The organism is Acidobacterium sp. FHG110202_01, assembly GCF_059115305.1.
Genome location: NZ_JBZYWJ010000008.1, coordinates 114,188 through 131,413 on the forward strand (window position 1 = coordinate 114,188; position 17,226 = coordinate 131,413).

General features: G+C 57.1%; 11 protein-coding genes. 6 read left to right on the forward strand and 5 right to left on the reverse strand.

Annotation, left to right across the window (positions count from 1 at the left end):
* Positions 1 to 80: 80 nt before the first annotated feature.
* Positions 81 to 668 carry a ribosome recycling factor gene (gene frr / locus AC5S16_RS17235; RefSeq protein WP_493931341.1) on the forward strand — a complete coding sequence of 196 codons (588 nt, stop codon included), beginning with the start codon at positions 81 to 83 and terminating at the stop codon, positions 666 to 668.
* 404 nt (positions 669 to 1,072) lie between these two features.
* Here the strand turns inward: frr and AC5S16_RS17240 are convergent, their stop codons facing one another.
* The gene (locus AC5S16_RS17240) at positions 1,073 to 1,621 is read right to left on the reverse strand and encodes a hypothetical protein (RefSeq protein ID WP_493931342.1); all 549 of its coding nucleotides are present in this window, start codon (positions 1,619 to 1,621) and stop codon (positions 1,073 to 1,075) included.
* Between the two features lie 270 nt (positions 1,622 to 1,891).
* Between AC5S16_RS17240 and AC5S16_RS17245 the strand changes: the two genes are divergently transcribed.
* A complete protein-coding gene (locus AC5S16_RS17245) occupies positions 1,892 to 3,190 on the forward strand; it encodes a metallophosphoesterase family protein (RefSeq protein WP_493931343.1) in 1,299 nt (432 codons plus the stop codon).
* 231 nt (positions 3,191 to 3,421) lie between these two features.
* Here the strand turns inward: AC5S16_RS17245 and AC5S16_RS17250 are convergent, their stop codons facing one another.
* Positions 3,422 to 5,524, reverse strand: a complete 2,103-nt coding sequence (locus tag AC5S16_RS17250) for a sigma-54-dependent Fis family transcriptional regulator (RefSeq protein WP_493931344.1) — start codon at positions 5,522 to 5,524, stop codon at positions 3,422 to 3,424.
* A 271-nt stretch (positions 5,525 to 5,795) separates the two neighbouring features.
* On the opposite strand from AC5S16_RS17250, the gene AC5S16_RS17255 reads away from it, so the two are divergent.
* From AC5S16_RS17255 to AC5S16_RS17265, 3 genes are all read left to right on the forward strand, one after another.
* Positions 5,796 to 7,079, forward strand: coding sequence for a radical SAM protein (locus tag AC5S16_RS17255; RefSeq protein WP_493931345.1), 1,284 nt, complete (start codon positions 5,796 to 5,798; stop codon positions 7,077 to 7,079).
* A 70-nt stretch (positions 7,080 to 7,149) separates the two neighbouring features.
* Positions 7,150 to 8,940 (forward strand): hypothetical protein, encoded by a 1,791-nt coding sequence (locus tag AC5S16_RS17260; protein WP_493931346.1) that lies wholly within the window; start codon positions 7,150 to 7,152, stop codon positions 8,938 to 8,940.
* 220 nt (positions 8,941 to 9,160) lie between these two features.
* Positions 9,161 to 12,877: a BadF/BadG/BcrA/BcrD ATPase family protein gene (locus AC5S16_RS17265; RefSeq protein ID WP_493931347.1), complete on the forward strand. Its 3,717-nt coding sequence runs from the start codon at positions 9,161 to 9,163 to the stop codon at positions 12,875 to 12,877.
* A gap of 261 nt (positions 12,878 to 13,138) precedes the next feature.
* Here AC5S16_RS17265 and AC5S16_RS17270 read toward each other — a convergent pair whose 3' ends face one another.
* From AC5S16_RS17270 to AC5S16_RS17280, 3 genes are all read right to left on the reverse strand, one after another.
* Entirely contained in the window at positions 13,139 to 13,909 is a 771-nt protein-coding gene (locus tag AC5S16_RS17270) for an SDR family NAD(P)-dependent oxidoreductase (protein ID WP_493931348.1), read from the reverse strand.
* 206 nt (positions 13,910 to 14,115) lie between these two features.
* The gene (locus tag AC5S16_RS17275) at positions 14,116 to 15,690 is read right to left on the reverse strand and encodes a GMC oxidoreductase (protein WP_493931349.1); all 1,575 of its coding nucleotides are present in this window, start codon (positions 15,688 to 15,690) and stop codon (positions 14,116 to 14,118) included.
* Between the two features lie 16 nt (positions 15,691 to 15,706).
* Complete coding sequence (locus AC5S16_RS17280; protein WP_493931350.1) at positions 15,707 to 16,426, reverse strand: gluconate 2-dehydrogenase subunit 3 family protein; 720 nt, start codon at positions 16,424 to 16,426, stop codon at positions 15,707 to 15,709.
* Between AC5S16_RS17280 and AC5S16_RS17285 the strand changes: the two genes are divergently transcribed.
* Positions 16,425 to 17,087: a cysteine hydrolase family protein gene (locus AC5S16_RS17285; protein WP_493931351.1), complete on the forward strand. Its 663-nt coding sequence runs from the start codon at positions 16,425 to 16,427 to the stop codon at positions 17,085 to 17,087. The genes AC5S16_RS17280 and AC5S16_RS17285 overlap by 2 nt on opposite strands.
* The last annotated feature ends 139 nt before the right edge of the window (positions 17,088 to 17,226 follow it).

The window sequence follows — 17,226 nt, forward strand, 5'->3', positions numbered from 1 at the left end:
CCAGGAGTCCCTGCCGGATGACGTTTGCCCTTCAGGCCAAGTAAAATACAGCTTTTGCACACTATTCAAGGAAGATAACGATGGCAGTCTCAGCTATGGCCGGAATTCCGGCTCTCAAGGAAGTGCATCAGCAACTGAAAGCGCGCATGGAAAAGGCGGTGAAAGACTTTCAGGGACATCTCTCATCCACGCGCACCGGCCGCGCTTCAGTGGCCATGCTTGACCAGGTGAAGATCGATTACTATGGCACGCCTACTCCTTTGAACCAGGTGGGGCAGCTCACGACTCCCGACGCCAATACGATTGTGATTCAGCCGTGGGATGTCAGCATCCTGGGTGAGATTGAAAAGGCGCTGCGAGCTTCCGACCTTGGGTTCAATCCGCAGAACGATGGAAAGATTGTGCGAGTGCCGGTTCCTCCCATGACCGAAGACCGCCGCCGCGAAGTGGTGAAGCATGTTGCCCGCGTGCTTGAAGACCACAAGACTGCGGTGCGGAATATCCGGCGCGACGGGAATGACCTGATCAAGAAGGCGTCGAAGGACAAGAAGATTTCTGAAGACGAAGAGAAGCGCTCGCTTGAAGAGATTCAGAAGCTGACGGATGAAGAAATCAAGCGTATGGATGAGATGGCGAAAAAGAAGGAAGCCGAAATCATGCAAGTCTGAACTGGCCGTTCAGGCATACGCGCCTTTCGGCGCCATTCTTGCCTCTGTGTTGGATTGTGCTTCTGCTTGCCCGCTCCCGTTGGTCGCTGGTTGGTTGATCCCACAAATGCTTAAAGCCGCTGCGAAAGCAGCGGCTTTTTCGTTGAGATTTGTGGTTCCCACCCTTTCATCGAAAACCCCGATGAAAGGATGGGGCACCCTTTTTCGTGGCTATCGTTGCTAAGGGCGGTTGTTGCTGCGCAACAATTCGCACGAACCCTTGGACTCTGCTCAGGGGAAGCTCTTCTTGTTCGTGCGGGTCCTTCGACTCCCCTTCACTCCGTTCAGGGTCGCTCAGGATGACAGTACAGGGGGTGATCAGGCAAGAATGGCGCCGAAGGCGCGTGTGCCTGGACGGCCAGTCCTCACATGAGGAATTTTGGTTTTTTGGCGGGGAGCTGGCCTGGCATTCTTTTATCCAGTTCGGTGCGGACCTGGTTGAGGCCGTACATGCAGCTTTCGAAAGCCTCGGAAAGGCGGCCGAAGAGTGGGGCTTCGACGGCATATTCGAAGAGGTCGAACTGAGAGACGATGTAGTAGCTTTCCTTGCCGGTGCGGATCATTTCGTAGAGGTTGGCGTTTTCGTTTTCGCGCCACTTGTGGACGGATTCCGGATACATGCCGGTGCAGAAGAGCGTGTAGTCGCCGATGTGCTTGCGGATGCGGCGCTCGTCGTCGAAGGAGGAAGCGGTTCCGAGCACGGGGTCAGAGGCCAGGAGCATGTCGCCTACGTCTTTGACGGGATGACCTTCGGCGTCGTGGATGGGATAGAGGCGCTCGGAGACGCAGAAGTCAGTCAGCAGGTCGGCGACGTAAGTTGTGATTTCGCTGTCGTCCATGTTGACGTATTCGTTGTAGCAGTCGGCGACGACATCGTGAAAGAACTGGCGCAGTGCATGGTCCTCGGGAATCATTTCGTGACTTCTCCTTCTCTGCTCCGGAAAAGCGGGCCACATCTTATGAACCCGGTCTTCCCGGAAAAGTCATCACTTGTATTGATAAGAGATGAATCAAATCGTTACAAACCGCAAGATACTTCTTTGGTTCCTATCGACATTAATTAGCACTTGATCTGCCAAAGTGCGCATGTTTCTGACGCAGAAATTGTCACGTTTTATTCATGCTTTTCACTATGGGAACGGGCGTAATCTTTCAAGGGTTGAGCATCATAGAGAAATACACTTATGCCAAAACACACTTCTTCTCACCCTTCAAAAAAATCCCATCCGAAAAAGAACCCGCCAAAGCCAACCCCTTCGCCCACATCTCCATTAGCCGACGGCCAGCCGGTCTTCGGGCAGCCGCAGCCGAGCAATGATCCGACATCGTTCAAGACGCCGCATCCTTCGGACTCGGGCCTGTACAAGAAGGTGAACGACAGCCTGGTGCAGGCAATTCCAGAGGCGCGCGGCGGTGCGACGGAGCCGGTGCTTACGCTCGAGGAAGTTTACGGGAGCCAGGGAGCGACGAAGACTGGCGCGATTGAGAAGGCTGGACAGATTGTCTTTCACTCGGTGGGAGACACGGGCAGCGTGATCGGGCCGAAGACGCAGTCACTGGTGGCGGATAAGATGACATCGGACTTCAGCGAGTCGAACACTGCGAATGTGCCGTCGTTTTTCTTTCATCTGGGTGACGTGGTCTACAGCTTCGGCGAAGCGAAGTACTACTACGACCAGTTTTTCGAGCCATACCGCGACTACCCGGGGCCGATCGTTGCGATTCCCGGCAACCATGACGGGCTGGTGTATTCAGGTGATGCCGCGCCTTCCCTTGATGCGTTCCTGAGAAATTTCTGCTCAGAAACACCGGAGCAGAGCCCGGATGCCGGAGCGCTGATGCGCTCGACGATGATTTCGCCGGGAGTGTATTTCACGTTCGATGCGCCGTTTGTGCGCATTCTCGGGATTTATTCGAATGTGCTGGAAGACCCGGGCGTGATTTCAACCGAAGGCGGCACGCGGCCGCTGTTGAGCGATGTGCAGCTGGATTTTCTGAAGGCTGCGCTGACACGCTGCAAGACGGAGAAGTATGCGGGAGCGGTGATTGTCGCAGTGCACCATCCACCGTATACGGGCGGCGCAACGCACGGAGGCAGCCCGAAGATGTCTGGGGACATTGACGATGCGGCGCAGGCTGCAGGGTTCTGGCCGCACGCGGTGTTTTCCGGGCACTCGCATAATTATCAGCGGTACTCGCGCACAGTGAATGGAATGACGATTCCGTATATAGTGTGCGGAAATGGCGGCCATGCGATTGCCAAGATGCGCAAGGATTCGAACGGCAACACGCTGCGCACGCCGTATCCGATTGACAGCACGCTTACGCTTGAGAGCTATGACGATGTGAACTATGGCTATCTGCGCGTCATGGTGAATGCGAAGACGATGCGGGTGGAGTATCATCCGGCAGTGGATGGGACGACAAAGAAGACGCCGAATGATTATGTGACGGTGAATCTGGCAGCGCGGACGACTTCGTAGGACTGGCCGTCCAGGCCCACGCGCCTTTCGGCGCCATTCTTGCCTGGGTGGTGGAGCGTGCTTCACTTGCCGCTCCCGTTGGTCGCTGGATTTGTTCTGGGGTGATTAGTTTTCGGATGAGATTTGTGAGTTTCCACTCATGGTTGTGACTATCGACGCGAAAAGCAGATCCTTCGCTGCGCTCAAGATGACAAACTAATATTTATGGCTCCGCCCTACCTGAGATTAGTTTTATGTGGGGCGGGTGATTCCCAGCTTCTTCATGCGGAACTGGAGGGTGGAGCGCTTGATACCCAGCCGCGCCGCAGCTCCTTTGGGGCCGGAGAAGATCCAGTTGGTTTCCTTAAGTACAGACAGGATGTGACTGCGCTCGACTTCTTCGAGGGTCACAGCTTTGCCGTTCGATGCGGCATGATGATCGGCCTGGTCGAGAGTGAACTCGGATGGCGGAATCCTGAGCGTGGAGCCGTCGCATAAAAGGACGGCGCGCTCGATGACGTTCTGCAGCTCGCGGATGTTTCCCGGCCAGGTGTAGCGCATGAGCGCGTCCAAGGTCTCAGAGCTGATGGAGTTGATCTGCTTGTTGATGCCGCGGCTGTAGTGCTGGACGAAATGGCTTACCAGGGCCGGAATGTCTTCGGGGCGTTCGCGCAGCGGCGGCAGCGTGAGCGGGAAGACATTGAGGCGGTAGAAGAGATCAGCGCGGAACTTCTGCTCAGCAACCATGGCTTTGAGGTCGCGGTTGGTGGCGGCGATGAGGCGCGCATTGGTGCGCAGGGTGCGCGAGCTGCCGAGGCGCTCGAATTCGCGCTCCTGCAGAACGCGGAGCAGCTTGGGCTGGAGCTCGAGAGGCAGCTCGCTGATTTCGTCGAGAAAGATGGTTCCTTCATTGGCGAGCTCGAAGCGGCCGATGCGCTGGGCGAGCGCTCCGGTGAAGGCGCCTTTCTCATGGCCGAAGAGCTCGCTTTCGAGCAGTCCCGCGGGCAGGGCGGCGCAATTCACTTTTACGAAGGCAGCTTTTTTGTGCGAGCTCATGTTGTGGATGGCTCGCGCGATGAGTTCCTTGCCGGTTCCGGTTTCTCCGGAGATGAGGACAGTAGTTTCTGTAGGGGCAACGGTTTCGACGTGCTGCAAGACGCGGCGGAGCGTATCGCTGGTGCCGACGATCTCTTTGAAGTGCAACTGATTCTGGATTTCGTCCTCCAGGTAAAGTTTTTCGCGAAAGAGCTGGTCGCTGAAGCTGGTGACCTGGCGGTAGGCGAGTGCATTTTCTACCGCGATGGAGACCTGGCGGGCGACCTGCAACAGGAAGTCGATATCGCTTTGCGCAAAGGCCTCTTCCTGCAGTCTTCCCAATCCGAGGACGCCGAGAACACGGTCGCGGCGAATGAGAGGAAGGACGCAGACGGTCTGGAGGCCGGCGATGGAGGCCGGGTCATCCACACCAGATTCCTTGAGGCGATCGAGGTTGCCGATGAGGGGCTGGCCGGAGCGGAAGACTTTAGCGGCGATGGATTCGTTCTCGATGGGCTGCACGGATTTGAGCAGCGTTCTTCTTCTGTCGGGGAAGTCGAGCGTATGGAGACGGAGCGACCGGCTGCCCGAGTCGGGAAGAATGAGGGCGACGGCATCGAGCTGCATCAGCTCGCGCATACGCGGGGAGATGTCCTTGATAAGAGTGGTCGGTTCGAGGTCGGAGACGATAGCGTTGTTCAGGTCGAGCAGAAGCTTGAGCTTGGTGGTTTCGTTTTCGAGGCGTGTCCGAGTCTGCTGCAGCTCGGCAACATTAAAGGCGTCATCCATGGCGAGAGCTACCTGGTCGGCCATGACGGACATGAGGCCAAGTACTTCTTTTGTGTAGTATCCTGCGCGCTGGCTGGCGAAGAGGATAGCTCCCACGCGGCGGTGCGCGGTGGTGAGCGGGAGAATGCAGACGGAGAGGATGCCGAACTGCAAAAGGAACTCGACTGATGTTGCAAAGGGATAGGTGAGCCTCGTCATATCAACGACCAGGGGCTGCTGGTGTTCATAGACCCAGCGGCAGGCAGAGCCTTCCCATGGAAAATGAGGCACAGGGGGAAAGGGATGGTTCTCTACATCCATCCCGCACCACTGCACTCTGCGGGCAGCATCGTTGTAGTGGACGACACCAATGGTATGCGCACTGACTACGGCTCGCAGCTCTTTCGCCAGAGCACGCAAGAGCTCGTCTGCATCCCGATGAGTTCCAATGGCGCGCGACAGCTTTATGAAGACTTCATAGCGCTGCGCCGGTGAAAACTGAGGGAGTACGCCGCTGTATTTTTTTTCATTTCCATGTAGCGAGGTTGCCATCCCTCACCCACTCCGCGTCACTAAATGAAAGTTAGATGTCTGCCTAGTTGGTAAAGTAGCAAGTTTCTATTAGATACGAACCTGCTGCAATAGCTTCCATGGTGCGCCAACATGTTGGCACGTGCTTATATTCTGGCAGCCAGATGACGTCACTGATGCGCCGGGAAGCCGACATGTTTGCTGATAAGTAATGAGATCACCTGCACTTAAAGGATGGAACAAGTTTGGAATCTCTCGTGCAACAGTAATGCCTTGAGGGAGGGAATCCAGCATGTATCAGCAGCAGGAAGAGAGAACGCAGAATTTTCGTCTGGATGTTGAGCTTCATCAGTTGCTTACGCGGCCGGTTACGGATACTACGCATTTAGTTCCTTTGAGTGAGCCGCAGCGGTTTCCTGATCCGGTCTTTCCGCAGCGCCCTGAGCTGCTGGGACCTGTTGATTTTGACGAAGACTGGACTCCGCCGGAGCAGCGCAAGTACAAGCCGGGGCAGATCTATCATGCGATGCAGGGATGGCTTTTCCCATACATTCGCTCGCGGGTGACGGCGGGCGACTTTCATCCGCTGATTGCTTATCTGTTTACCGAGTTCAAGTGCAATCTTGATTGCCACTACTGCTGGGCCTTCGACAACAAAGTAAAGGGAATGTCAGAGGATACGGCGAAGCGCTCGATTGACTGGCTGCACGGGACGGGATGCCGCGTGCTGGCGTATATGGGCGGCGAGCCGCTGCTGCGTCCTGACCTGATTCATAAGATCACCTACTATGCGGCAAAGAAGAATTTCTGGATTTATCTGCCGACGAACGCGCGTCTGCTGCGCACGGATGTGATTGATAAGCTGGCCGATGCCGGCATGTCCACCTTCAACATTGCGGTGGACGCGGTGGATCTGAAGCCGGGATTGCCGAAGGCGCTCGCGCCGATCCGGAAACAATTTGACTACCTGGTTCGTAAACAATATGGGTACGGATACTCGGTCTTTCTAAACATCAATATCTGCCGTAACAACCTGGATGACGTGCGGGAACTTACTGAGATCGCGCACGATAACGGCATTGCGACCGATTATCACATCAACGAATCTCCGCTGCTCGAGCAAGATGAGCATTTCAAACATGCGGAAAACAATGTAACGTATATCACCAAAGAAGACTGGCCTGCAGTAGAAGAAACTATACAGTGGCTTACGGAGAAGCAGGATTCCGGCTACAAGATGGTGAATTCGAATACGCGCCTGTGGCAGATGGTGGATTTCATGAAGGGAGAGCACTTCCCGTGGAACTGCCGCGCCGGACAGAATTCCATGATTATTCGCGTGGATGGAACACTGGCTCCCTGCTTTCCGATGTATACCGCAAGTTATGACTGGGGAGTAGTCGGCAACCATAAGTTCGAAACAAAGCAGTTAGACCACCAGAAGGAAACCTGCCAGACGCACTGCTTTTCAACGTTGAATCACATTCTCGGATGGTGCTATAACGATCAACGCGTTATTAAGTACTTCTTCAAGCAGCTCTCGCACGGATTCCAGGGCGTGAAGGGGCAGATGTAAATAAGAGATCTGTTTTTTCGTTTCAAAGGGACTTGCATCCAACCAACAATCCGACCGAAGGAGAAGCTTTATGCCAGCAGCCGCAAACGAGATTGTCCAGACAGACTTCGAGATGGAAATTCAGGCACGCATTGACGCAGAGCGCGCGCGGCTTCGCGCGGAAGCAGGCCTCAGGCAAATGCGTGAATTCAAGAAACCGGTCGAGCGCACATTCACGGCGGCAGAGCGCGACTATGTCACGATTCTGTTTGGCGGCCTGACGTGGAAACACGAAGAGATGATCAAGGCCGTCTTTCATGGCAGCGGTTATCACTGCGAGAACATTCCCACACCGGTAGTGGCTGACTTCCAGGCAGGCAAGGAATACGGGAACAACGGCCAGTGTAATCCGACGTACTTTACTGTCGGCAACCTGGTGCGCTACTTGCAGGGGCTGGAACAGCAGGGGCTTTCGCGCCAGCAGATCATCGATAACTACGTCTTCTTTACGGCTGGTTCGTGCGGGCCGTGCCGCTTCGGCATGTATGAGGCGGAGTACCGCTTTGCGCTGCAGAATGCGGGCTTCGATGGCTTCCGCGTGCTGCTCTTCCAGCAAACAGATGGCATCAAGGCGGCGAGCGGTGAGCCGGGGCTGAAGTTCTCAGTCGACTTCGGAATGGGGATGCTGAACGCGCTCAACCTGGGCGATGTGATGAATGAGCTGGCGTACCAGATTCGTCCTTTTGAAGTGAACAAGGGAGAGACGGACCGCGTGATTCAGGATGCGGCGAAGACCCTGACTGACACGCTGCGCGACCGCAAGCGCTGGCACATTATGGATGCATCTCCGGACTGGGCAAAGCCATTCCTCGAAAAGCATAAGAAGATTGAAGGCATTGGCTGCACGCTGGGCAAAGTTGCCCACAACCTGTATGGCAAGGAATATGTGGATGCGCTTCATGCGTGCAGGGACAGCATCAACGCCATTCAGATCGACCGCCTGCGCGTGAAGCCAGTGATCAAGATCACGGGCGAGTTCTGGGCGCAGACGACGGAAGGCGATGGAAACTTCAACATGTTTGCCTTTCTTGAGAAGGAAGGCGCGCAGGTGCTGGTGGAACCGATTGCTACCTGGATTGCATACATGATGTATGTGGCGAAGGAAGGCGCGAAGGCGCGCGCGGATGTGGAAGCTCCCTTCAAAGATCCCAAATGGTATGAGCTGAAGAAGCAGCTGATGAATGAGCTTTACCTCTTCAAGAAAACCGGCGGGTTGACTGTCGGCAGCGCGATGTGGACGTACTTCTATCACCGCACGATCAAGCACATGGGCGACACTGCGCATCATCTGATTCCGCAGAAGGAGCTGTCGCGGCTGGCGCATCCCTTCTACCACCAATTGGCGCGTGGCGGCGAAGGCTTCATGGAAGTGGGCAAGAATGTCTACTACACCGTGAACCACCTGTGCCACATGGTGCTGGCGCTCAAGCCCTTCGGCTGCATGCCTTCCACGCAGTCGGATGGCGTGCAATCGCGCGTCGTCAACAAGTTCAAGGACATGATCTTCCTGCCTATCGAGACTTCCGGCGAAGGCGAAGTGAATGCGCACAGCCGCGTGCAGATGGCGCTGGCGGAAGCGAAGGCAAAGGCGCGCGCTGAGTTCCAGAGCGTGCTCGATCAGACGGGGAAGTCACTCGATGATCTGCGCGAGTATGTGGCCGACCATCCGCAGCTCTCGCAGGCGCTGTATAAGGTTCCTCACCGCGAGGGAGTTGCCGGAACGGCGGCGCAGTTTGCTTCGCATGTGAGTGACCTGATGGACAAGGATCGCGCGTACAACCGGCGCGTCCGCGTTTCACTGGCGACGGCAAACGTTGCATAACCGAAATGGAGTTGCTTTATGCGCGCTCTTATACGGACCTGTGTGGAAGCCTGTCTCAGCATGGGGATTGTTGCGGTAGCCGCAGTAGTACACATTGCGCTGCGTAGTGCGCTGGACTATCACGATCGCAGACGGCCTCAGGCAGTGAGTCACTGAGGCTTATGTTTATCGCGCGCTGATGAAACTGTAAGGCCGAATTGAGAATTCAGGAGAATCGCGGATGCAGCAGCTTCTGGTTGGTCTGGACGTAGGTTCAACAACAGTCAAAGCGATCGTGGTGGATGCGGCCACCGACGCCATCCTGTGGCAGGATTATCAGCGGCATGAGACGCGGCAGCCGGAGAAGGTGCTCGAGTTCCTGCGTCGCATGGAAGCCGAGGCCGGGATTTCTCCAGCAAATACGCGTGTGTTTATCACAGGATCGGGCGGCGGCACGATCGCTGAGCTGATCGGCGCGAAATTTGTGCAGGAAGTACATGCTGTCTCTCTCGCGGTGGAGAAGCTGCATCCGGAAGTGTATTCGGTGATCGAGCTCGGCGGGCAGGATGCGAAGATCATCGTCTTCAAGGACGATGAAGAGACCGGGCGCAAGAAGAAGATTCCTTCGATGAATGACAAGTGCGCCGGCGGCACGGGCGCAGTCATCGACAAGATCAACGCCAAGCTGAAGATTCCTGCGTCGGAACTGGCGAACCAGGGATATCACGACGTCAAGCTGCATAAGGTTGCCGGCAAGTGCGGTGTGTTTGCCGAGACGGATATCAACGGCCTGCAGAAGACGGGCACTCCGTCGCATGAGCTGATGGCATCGCTGTTTGAAGCCATTGTTCTGCAGAACCTCAGCGTGCTGACGCGCGGGCACACGCTGCGTCCGCATGTGCTGCTGCTGGGCGGGCCTAACTCGTTTATTCGCGGTATGCGCGAGGCGTGGCAGGCGAATATTCCTCGCATGTGGAAGGATCGCAAGGTTGAGATCCCTGCGGGCGCGACTCCGGAAGAGTTGATCAAGGTTCCGGAGAATGCGCAATACTTTGCGGCGCTGGGTTCGGTGGAATTCGGCAAGGATGAGGAAGCGGCGATCGGGAAGTATCTGGGCGCAGAAAAACTGCTCTACTACATCGACTATGGCCGCGCGGAAGAGAAGGCGGCTTCGGGCACGAAGGGTCTGGTCACCGACAACACGGAGCTCGATGACTTCAAGTCCATTTACAAGCGCAAGAAATTTGTGCCGGTAGAATTCGTGCCGGACCAGGTGGTCTCCGGATTTATCGGAATTGATGGCGGGTCTACCTCGACCAAGGCTGTGCTGCTCAGCACTGAGGGCGACATTCTCTGCAAGACGTATCAGCTCTCGAACGGCAATCCGATTCAGGACACGATTGAGATGTTCGAGAAGCTGAGCGAACAGGTAGAAAGCAAGGGCGCGACGCTCGACGTGCTTGGAGTTGGAACGACCGGGTATGCCAAGGACATTCTGAAGGATGTGCTGCACGCTGACGTGGCGCTGGTGGAGACTGTTGCGCACACGGAGTCAGCGCTGAAGTTCTATGACGATCCACATGTGATTGTGGATGTGGGCGGACAGGACATCAAGCTGATTGTCCTGAAGGATGGCCGCGTAAAAGACTTCAAGCTGAATACGCAGTGCTCGGCGGGCAACGGATATTTTCTGCAGTCGACGGCGGAAGGCTTTGGCATGAAGGTGGAGGAGTTTGCCGATATCGCCTTCGGCGCCAAGTCTATGCCTTCATTCGGATATGGCTGCGCGGTGTTCATGCAGTCGGACATTGTGAACTTCCAGCGGCAGGGCTGGCGTTCGGAAGAGATTCTTGCCGGGCTTGCGGATGTGCTGCCGAAGAACGTCTTCCTGTACGTCGCGAGTATTCCGAACCTCGCGGCGCTGGGCTCGCGTTTTGTGCTGCAGGGCGGAACGCAGAACAACATGGCGGTGGTGAAGGCAGAAGTCGATTTCATCAAGTCGAGCTTCCGCGCGAACGGCAAAGAGCCGGAAATCATCGTGCATGAGCACTGCGGCGAGTCGGGCGCGATCGGCGCGGCGCAGGAGGCTTTGCGGCTCTGGAAGAACGGCAAGCAGACGACGTTTATCGGGCTTGAGGCTGTTCGAAATATTCGCTACCGCACAACGCGCAATGAAGACACGCGCTGCTATTTCTGCAAGAATAACTGCCTGCGCACGTTCATTGATGTGGATGCGAACGGCGAAGCGGCGGCTGCGGGAACAGATCGCGCGGCGACTCCGGAAGAAGTAACTGCAGCGGTTACAAATATCGCGAACCTGCCGAGCCTGGAGCAGGTTCAGGCGAACTTGCCCGAGGCGGAAACGCATGCGCATGGATCTTCGTGCAGCACGGGCGGAGGATGCGGAACATCGCATGCTTCTCCGTTCAAGGCCAAGGCAGAGCCGTTGATTCAGATTCAGGTGGCGCCGGGATCGAGCAAGGTGATTGAGCTGCCGAAGCCGGTCGAGTTCCAGCCGCGCAAGACGAAAGTGCCGCTTCGCATGGGCGAACAGCGGCTGATTATTGCGACGTGCGAAAAGGGCACGGTCGAAGATCTGGATGACATGAAGGACATCAAGGCCGATATCGACAAGATCAAAGAGGCGAATCCCAACTTTGTCGATATTGCAGCGCATGATGTCTTCAAGCATCGCCAGGTGGCGGCGGTTGCGGATGCTCTGCCCAGCACCAAGGGTTTGTTCGTTTCGAAGAATGTGAAAGAGCGTGCGGCGCTGATGGAGCGGCGCAAGGATTTCCGCGTCGGCATTCCGCGCCTGTTGAATACGTACACATACGCGCCGCTGTTCAATGCTTACTTTGCGAGCCTCGGCTTGAAGGCGGAGAACATCCTCTACTCCGACTACACGACACCGGAGCTTTATCGTGCCGGAGCCAACCGCGGCGCGATTGATCCATGCTATCCGTCAAAGATCGGCATTGCGCATGTCTACAACCTGCTGACCACCAAGCACAACAAGAAGCCGCTCAATGCGGTGTGGTTCCCGATGTATGACGTGCTGCACACGCCGCTCGTGAACCTGACGGGATCGAATGCATGCCCGACGGTGACGGCTACTCCGGAAGTGGTGAAGGCGGCCTTCACCAAGGAAAGCGATATCTTCACGGAGAACAGCATTACGTACATGGATCCGATCCTGAACCTGCAGGATCAGAAGATATGCGCCGACCAGATGTATAAGGCGTGGGGGCCGGTGCTTGGACTTTCGCGCGAAGAGAATGACCGTGCGATTGAAGTCGGCTTCAAGGCGCTGCTTGACTGCGAGGAGGAGATTCGCCGGCAGGCGCGCGAGACCCTCGATCAGCTGGAGCGCGAGGACCGCATCGGCATTGTGATGCTGGGGCGCGTGTATCATCACGATCCGGGCTTGAATCACGAGATCATGGAGGAGTTCCAGAAGCTTGGCTATCCGGTGTTCTCGCAGAGCACGCTCCCGATTGATGAAGACCTGCTGGAACGGCTCTTCGGCGATGAGGTGCGCGCGGGAATGATCACGCATCCGCTGGACATCAGCGATGTGTGGAAGAACCGCTATTCGACGAGCACGAACCATAAGGTGTGGGCGGCGAAGTTTACGGCGCGGCATCCGAATCTTGTGGCGCTGGAAGTGTCGAGTTTCAAGTGCGGGCATGATGCTCCGATTTATGGAGTGATCGAAGGCATTATCGAGCAGTCGGGGACGCCTTACTTCTCGTTCAAGGACCTCGATGAGAACAAGCCTTCGGGGTCGATCCGCATTCGCGTGGAGACGATCGATTATTTCCTGCGGCGCTATCGCGAGGACATTATTCAGCGCAAGAATAAGGAAATGGATATTGACGCGCAGCTTGCGGAGTTTGAGCGGATGCTGCGCAGCCAGGCTCAGGAGCAACAGGAGATGGCGGTCGCCGGGGACTGAGCCACTATCGCGAGAATTCCGGAGCTAAAACCCCTATGCGGTTGTGATTATTTTTCACCAGCCTCTAGCTGGCGGTCGGTGTTCTGCACCAGTAAATCAAACTCCAAGACGCTAAGTGCGCCAAGAAAAGACTTTTTACCACAGAGGACACAGAGAGCACGGAGTTCTCGCAGAGAATTCTGCAAGCGGGAAAGAAAAGCAGATCCTTCGCTGCGCTCAGGATGACAGCGTTTATTTAGCAAACTAAAAAAACTCACCACACTAGCGTTTCTGGAGGCGGAGGGATTGCCAGCTGGCGTCGGCGGTCCAGCCGCCGTCTACTGTGAGGCAGTGGCCGTTGATGAAGCTGCTCTCGTTGCTGTCGGCTAGAAATGCGATGGCGCGGGCGATGTCGTCCGGCGCGGCGAAGCGGGCCATGGGGACGCGGCTCGTGATGTCGTCATCGGTGTAGGTGCCCTGCGCCTGGTCGACGTCGTCCATGGCGGTCTTGACCCATCCGGGGCAGACAGCGTTGACGCGGACGCCACGTCCTCCCCACTCGGCGGCGAGGGTGCGCGTGAGGCCGATGAGGCCATGCTTCGATGCATTGTAAGCAGCGCGGTCGGAGACGCCCATCAGGCCGGCGATAGAGGCGACATTGATGATCGAGCCATGACGCGCCTCGAGCATCTTTTCTCCGAAGGTCTTTGCCAGCAGAAAAGGCGCGACGAGATTCACTTCGAGGACGCGGCGGTAGTCTTTTACGGCGGTGCGCTCCGCGGGTGAGATGAAGCTGATGCCGGCGTTGTTGACGAGCACCTCGGCGCTTCCATAGCGGGTGAAGACCTCGCCGGCAAATTTGTGGACTGTCTCTTCGTTCGAGATGTCGCCGGCGAAGCCGAACGCCTCGCTGCCGATGGCTTTGATGGTTTCGTCGGGGTGGTGGAGGTCGATGATCGCGAGGTTGAAGCCACGCCCGGCTAATAGCTCTGCGGTGCGGCGGCCGATTCCCTGGGCTCCTCCGGTGACGATTGCTGTGCGTTTTTCTTTCATATTGTTTTTCTATATTTTCTGAAAATCTATCGCCAAGACGTCAAGTGCGCCAAGAACCCGCGAAGAAAAGCTTGACCGCCCTTCGGCTCCGCTCAGGGCAGGCTCCGGGTGCAGAGTCTACGCGGAGGTCCGCAGAGAAAAGCAGATCCTTCGCTCCGCTCAGGATGACAGCATTTTAATTGCGAGGGCACCCAGCCCTCGCCTATTTAGATGTTGTGTTTGTTGATCTCTTCCGCCAGGTGTTCGGAGGCTCGCATCGACAGCGACAGGATGGTCATGGTCGGGTTTTGCCAGCCTGCGCTGGTGAAGCTCGCTCCGTCGACAACGAAGAGGTTTTTATGGTCGTGGCTCTGGTTCCACTTGTTCAGCACGCTGTGTTTCGGGTCGTCGCCCATGCGGCAGGTGCCCACTTCGTGGATGCTATAGCCGGGCGGATTGGGGACCGGGTTGCTCGATAGCACTTCAAAGCCGGCATCGTGCGCAACCTGTGAGCCGACTTCGACGGCGTCTTTCGCCATGTTGTATTCGTTGTCAGTGTATTTGGTCACGACGCGAAGCGCGGGGATGCCCCAGGCGTCGGTCTTCTGCTTGTCTATCTCTACGTGGTTTTCATAGCGGCCCAGCACCTCGCCCATGATGGTCATGTGGAAGCCGCTGCCTTCGTACTCCTTGAGCTTGCGATCGAGCTCGGCTCCATAAGCGGCAAAATTGCTTGGGCCTAGCTGGCCAATGGTGCTGGTTACGTTGAGGGCGTATCCACGCAGGAAGGAGCTGCTTTTTGTGTTGATGTTGCGGAAGCGGGGAACGATGGCCGCGCCGCCCATCAGCTCTCTTGTGGCCTGGCCGTTGCGCGCTTCGGGGACGGAACAGACCACGCCAGCGCCGTAAATCTGGTCCATGAGGTAGCGCCCGACGAGGCCACTCGAATTGGCGAGCTTTGAATTGAGGAGCAAGCGCGTGCTCTCGAGCGTTCCGGCGGCGAGCACGACGATGCGTGCTTTGACGTGCATTTCGCGGCGCGACAGGCGGTCGACGAAATGGCAGCCGTTGGGCAGGCCGGTGTTCTTGTCGACGGTCAGTTCGCGCACTACGGCATTTGCAATGGAAGTGAGATTGCCGGTTGCTTCCGCATCGGGCACAAGAAGATTGACGGAACTGGCCAGGCCGTCGCGACCCATAGCGCGGCGCTGCTTGCAAACGGGCATGTTGAACTTCTGCCCTGCCTTGATGAAGCGCTGCATGGATTGGGACCAGGGGGCATCGTCGATGATGAAGTTGCCGTCAGGCATCTGCGGCGGGCCGTCGAGAGCGCCAGCGACCTGGAAGATTCCTTCGACGCGTGAATAGTATGGCGCGAGATCGGCATGGCTGATGGGCCAGTCGTCGCCAAAGCCGTCGTGCGATTTGGCTTTGAACTCGTAATCGCTGAGGCGGAAGGACTGGCGCGACCAGAAGAGAGAGCGTCCACCGAAGAGGCGGACGCGGACCCAGTTGTAGGGATTGTCAGCGGGGAAGGTGTAGGGGACTTCCTGCTCGTCGACCCAGACATTGGCGTTGTACTCGTTGGCCTGGAAGACGTGCTCGAGGCGGCCGGGCGGCTTGAAGCCGCGGTAGGGCAGCTCGTAGGGAAACTTCTGCTGCGCATCGCGAGCCACGTCGGCGACGGGGCCGGCGTTGAGCATGACGCAGCGCGCGCCCTTTTCGGTGAGAACTTTTGCAGCCATGCCTCCGGCGTGCCCGGAGCCAACAATCAATACGTCGAAGATTTCATCTTTCATCATGAGTCAACGAGTGCGTTTAACGCGGGTAAGAGGGAATGGTGTGGGTGGCCCGGGGCGCTGCGATCACACGCGGAGGCGTGCGCACGCAATCTGCGTTTGCCGCGCGCATATCCGGTTCAATGGGATACCAGTACAGGCCTTCGGATGGACGCCGCTCACTGTCAGAAGACAAGGCGGCGTCGATCCACGGCTTTGAATTGACAGTGGCGGCGCGAATGTCACTGTGCGCGATATTGACGAAGCTGGCGTGCAACTCTGTGGGTGGATGGTCGGACATCCAGGTACGCAGCCATGGCTTGAGCAGCGGGTCGATCTGCGTGGCGTCGAGATCGGCGAATGGCTTTTTGTATTTTGCCTGCGCTTCGGAGTTCAGCCAGTCGAGGCCTTCAGTGTAAAGCTTCTGCCGGGGAGCGGGCGATGTGCCGATCAGGAAATCGAGGAAGAGCGGCGCTCCGGCATCGAGGGCGCCGGGCTTGCCTTCAAGCGGGGGCAGGAGCACGTCGGAAAGTTTTGTGAGCGTGGCCATCTGCTGCGCGGTGAAGAAGCGCTGGTCTGTGCCGGCAATGGCGTCGGCCACGGACGTGTGAGGCAGAGGCGTTTTGGGATTCAGGCCGAGCGTCCAGGGGACGGGAGCGGGCGGCGGCAGCGCGGGCTTGGGCGCTTCCTGTTGCGCGAGTAGAGCTCTGGGTGTAACCAGGATGGAAACGATACCTTGCAGGAATTCACGGCGGATCATGTACGCTTTTTTGCCTCGCAATCCACGCTACACCGGATCAACTTTTGCGTCTATATGCGGCGGGCGAGGATCGGGTTACGTCTGTGCCATGATGGATGGCATGACCACGCTTGCGAATCGTCCGAAGACAGCGCTGCTTGTTGTGGATGTGCAGAACGGTGTTGTCGCAGGGGCCTATCAACGCGACATAGTGGTTGCGAATGTTGGCGGGCTTGTCGAGAAGGCGCGGCAGGAACAGGTGCCTGTTGTCTGGGTACAGCACTCCGATGAGCAGATTGCGCGAGGGAGCGACGGCTGGCGAATTGTGCCTGAGCTGACTCCGGCTGAGGGTGAGCCGCTTATCGAGAAGAACTATGGCGATTCCTTTGAGGGCACGAGTCTTGAGACTGTGCTGGCAGGCCTTGGTGTGGGACGGCTAATCGTTGCTGGTGCGCAGACGGATGCGTGCATCCGCTCAACACTGCACGGCGCGCTGGTCAGAGGATACGATGTGATTCTTGTCAGCGACGCTCACACGACGGAGGACCAGACGGCGTGGGGTGCGCCACCTCCGGAGTTGGTTGTCGCGCATACGAATCTGTACTGGACTTATCAGACGGTGCCGGGGCGAACGGCTGGGACGGTCGAGGCCAAGGATGTAGACTTCAGGGCTGCTTTGTAGTCGGAAATCTACCGCCAATCACCCCAGCACACGAACATCGCGTGTGCCAGGGACCCCGATCTACGCTAAGTGCGCCAAGAAATCCGCGAAGAAAATCTCTTGCACCACAGAGGGCACAGAGTTTTCATAGAGTATCCTG

Excerpts from the sequence above, each read along its gene's own strand:
- frr (WP_493931341.1), top strand. The coding sequence starts at position 81 with ATGGCAGTCTCAGCTATGGCCGGAATTCCGGCTCTCAAGGAAGTGCAT.
- AC5S16_RS17240 (WP_493931342.1), bottom strand. The coding sequence starts at position 1,621 with ATGATTCCCGAGGACCATGCACTGCGCCAGTTCTTTCACGATGTCGTC.
- AC5S16_RS17245 (WP_493931343.1), top strand. The coding sequence starts at position 1,892 with ATGCCAAAACACACTTCTTCTCACCCTTCAAAAAAATCCCATCCGAAA.
- AC5S16_RS17250 (WP_493931344.1), bottom strand. The coding sequence starts at position 5,524 with ATGGCAACCTCGCTACATGGAAATGAAAAAAAATACAGCGGCGTACTC.
- AC5S16_RS17255 (WP_493931345.1), top strand. The coding sequence starts at position 5,796 with ATGTATCAGCAGCAGGAAGAGAGAACGCAGAATTTTCGTCTGGATGTT.
- AC5S16_RS17260 (WP_493931346.1), top strand. The coding sequence starts at position 7,150 with ATGCCAGCAGCCGCAAACGAGATTGTCCAGACAGACTTCGAGATGGAA.
- AC5S16_RS17265 (WP_493931347.1), top strand. The coding sequence starts at position 9,161 with ATGCAGCAGCTTCTGGTTGGTCTGGACGTAGGTTCAACAACAGTCAAA.
- AC5S16_RS17270 (WP_493931348.1), bottom strand. The coding sequence starts at position 13,909 with ATGAAAGAAAAACGCACAGCAATCGTCACCGGAGGAGCCCAGGGAATC.
- AC5S16_RS17275 (WP_493931349.1), bottom strand. The coding sequence starts at position 15,690 with ATGATGAAAGATGAAATCTTCGACGTATTGATTGTTGGCTCCGGGCAC.
- AC5S16_RS17285 (WP_493931351.1), top strand. The coding sequence starts at position 16,425 with ATGTACGCTTTTTTGCCTCGCAATCCACGCTACACCGGATCAACTTTT.
- AC5S16_RS17280 (WP_493931350.1), bottom strand. The coding sequence starts at position 16,426 with ATGATCCGCCGTGAATTCCTGCAAGGTATCGTTTCCATCCTGGTTACA.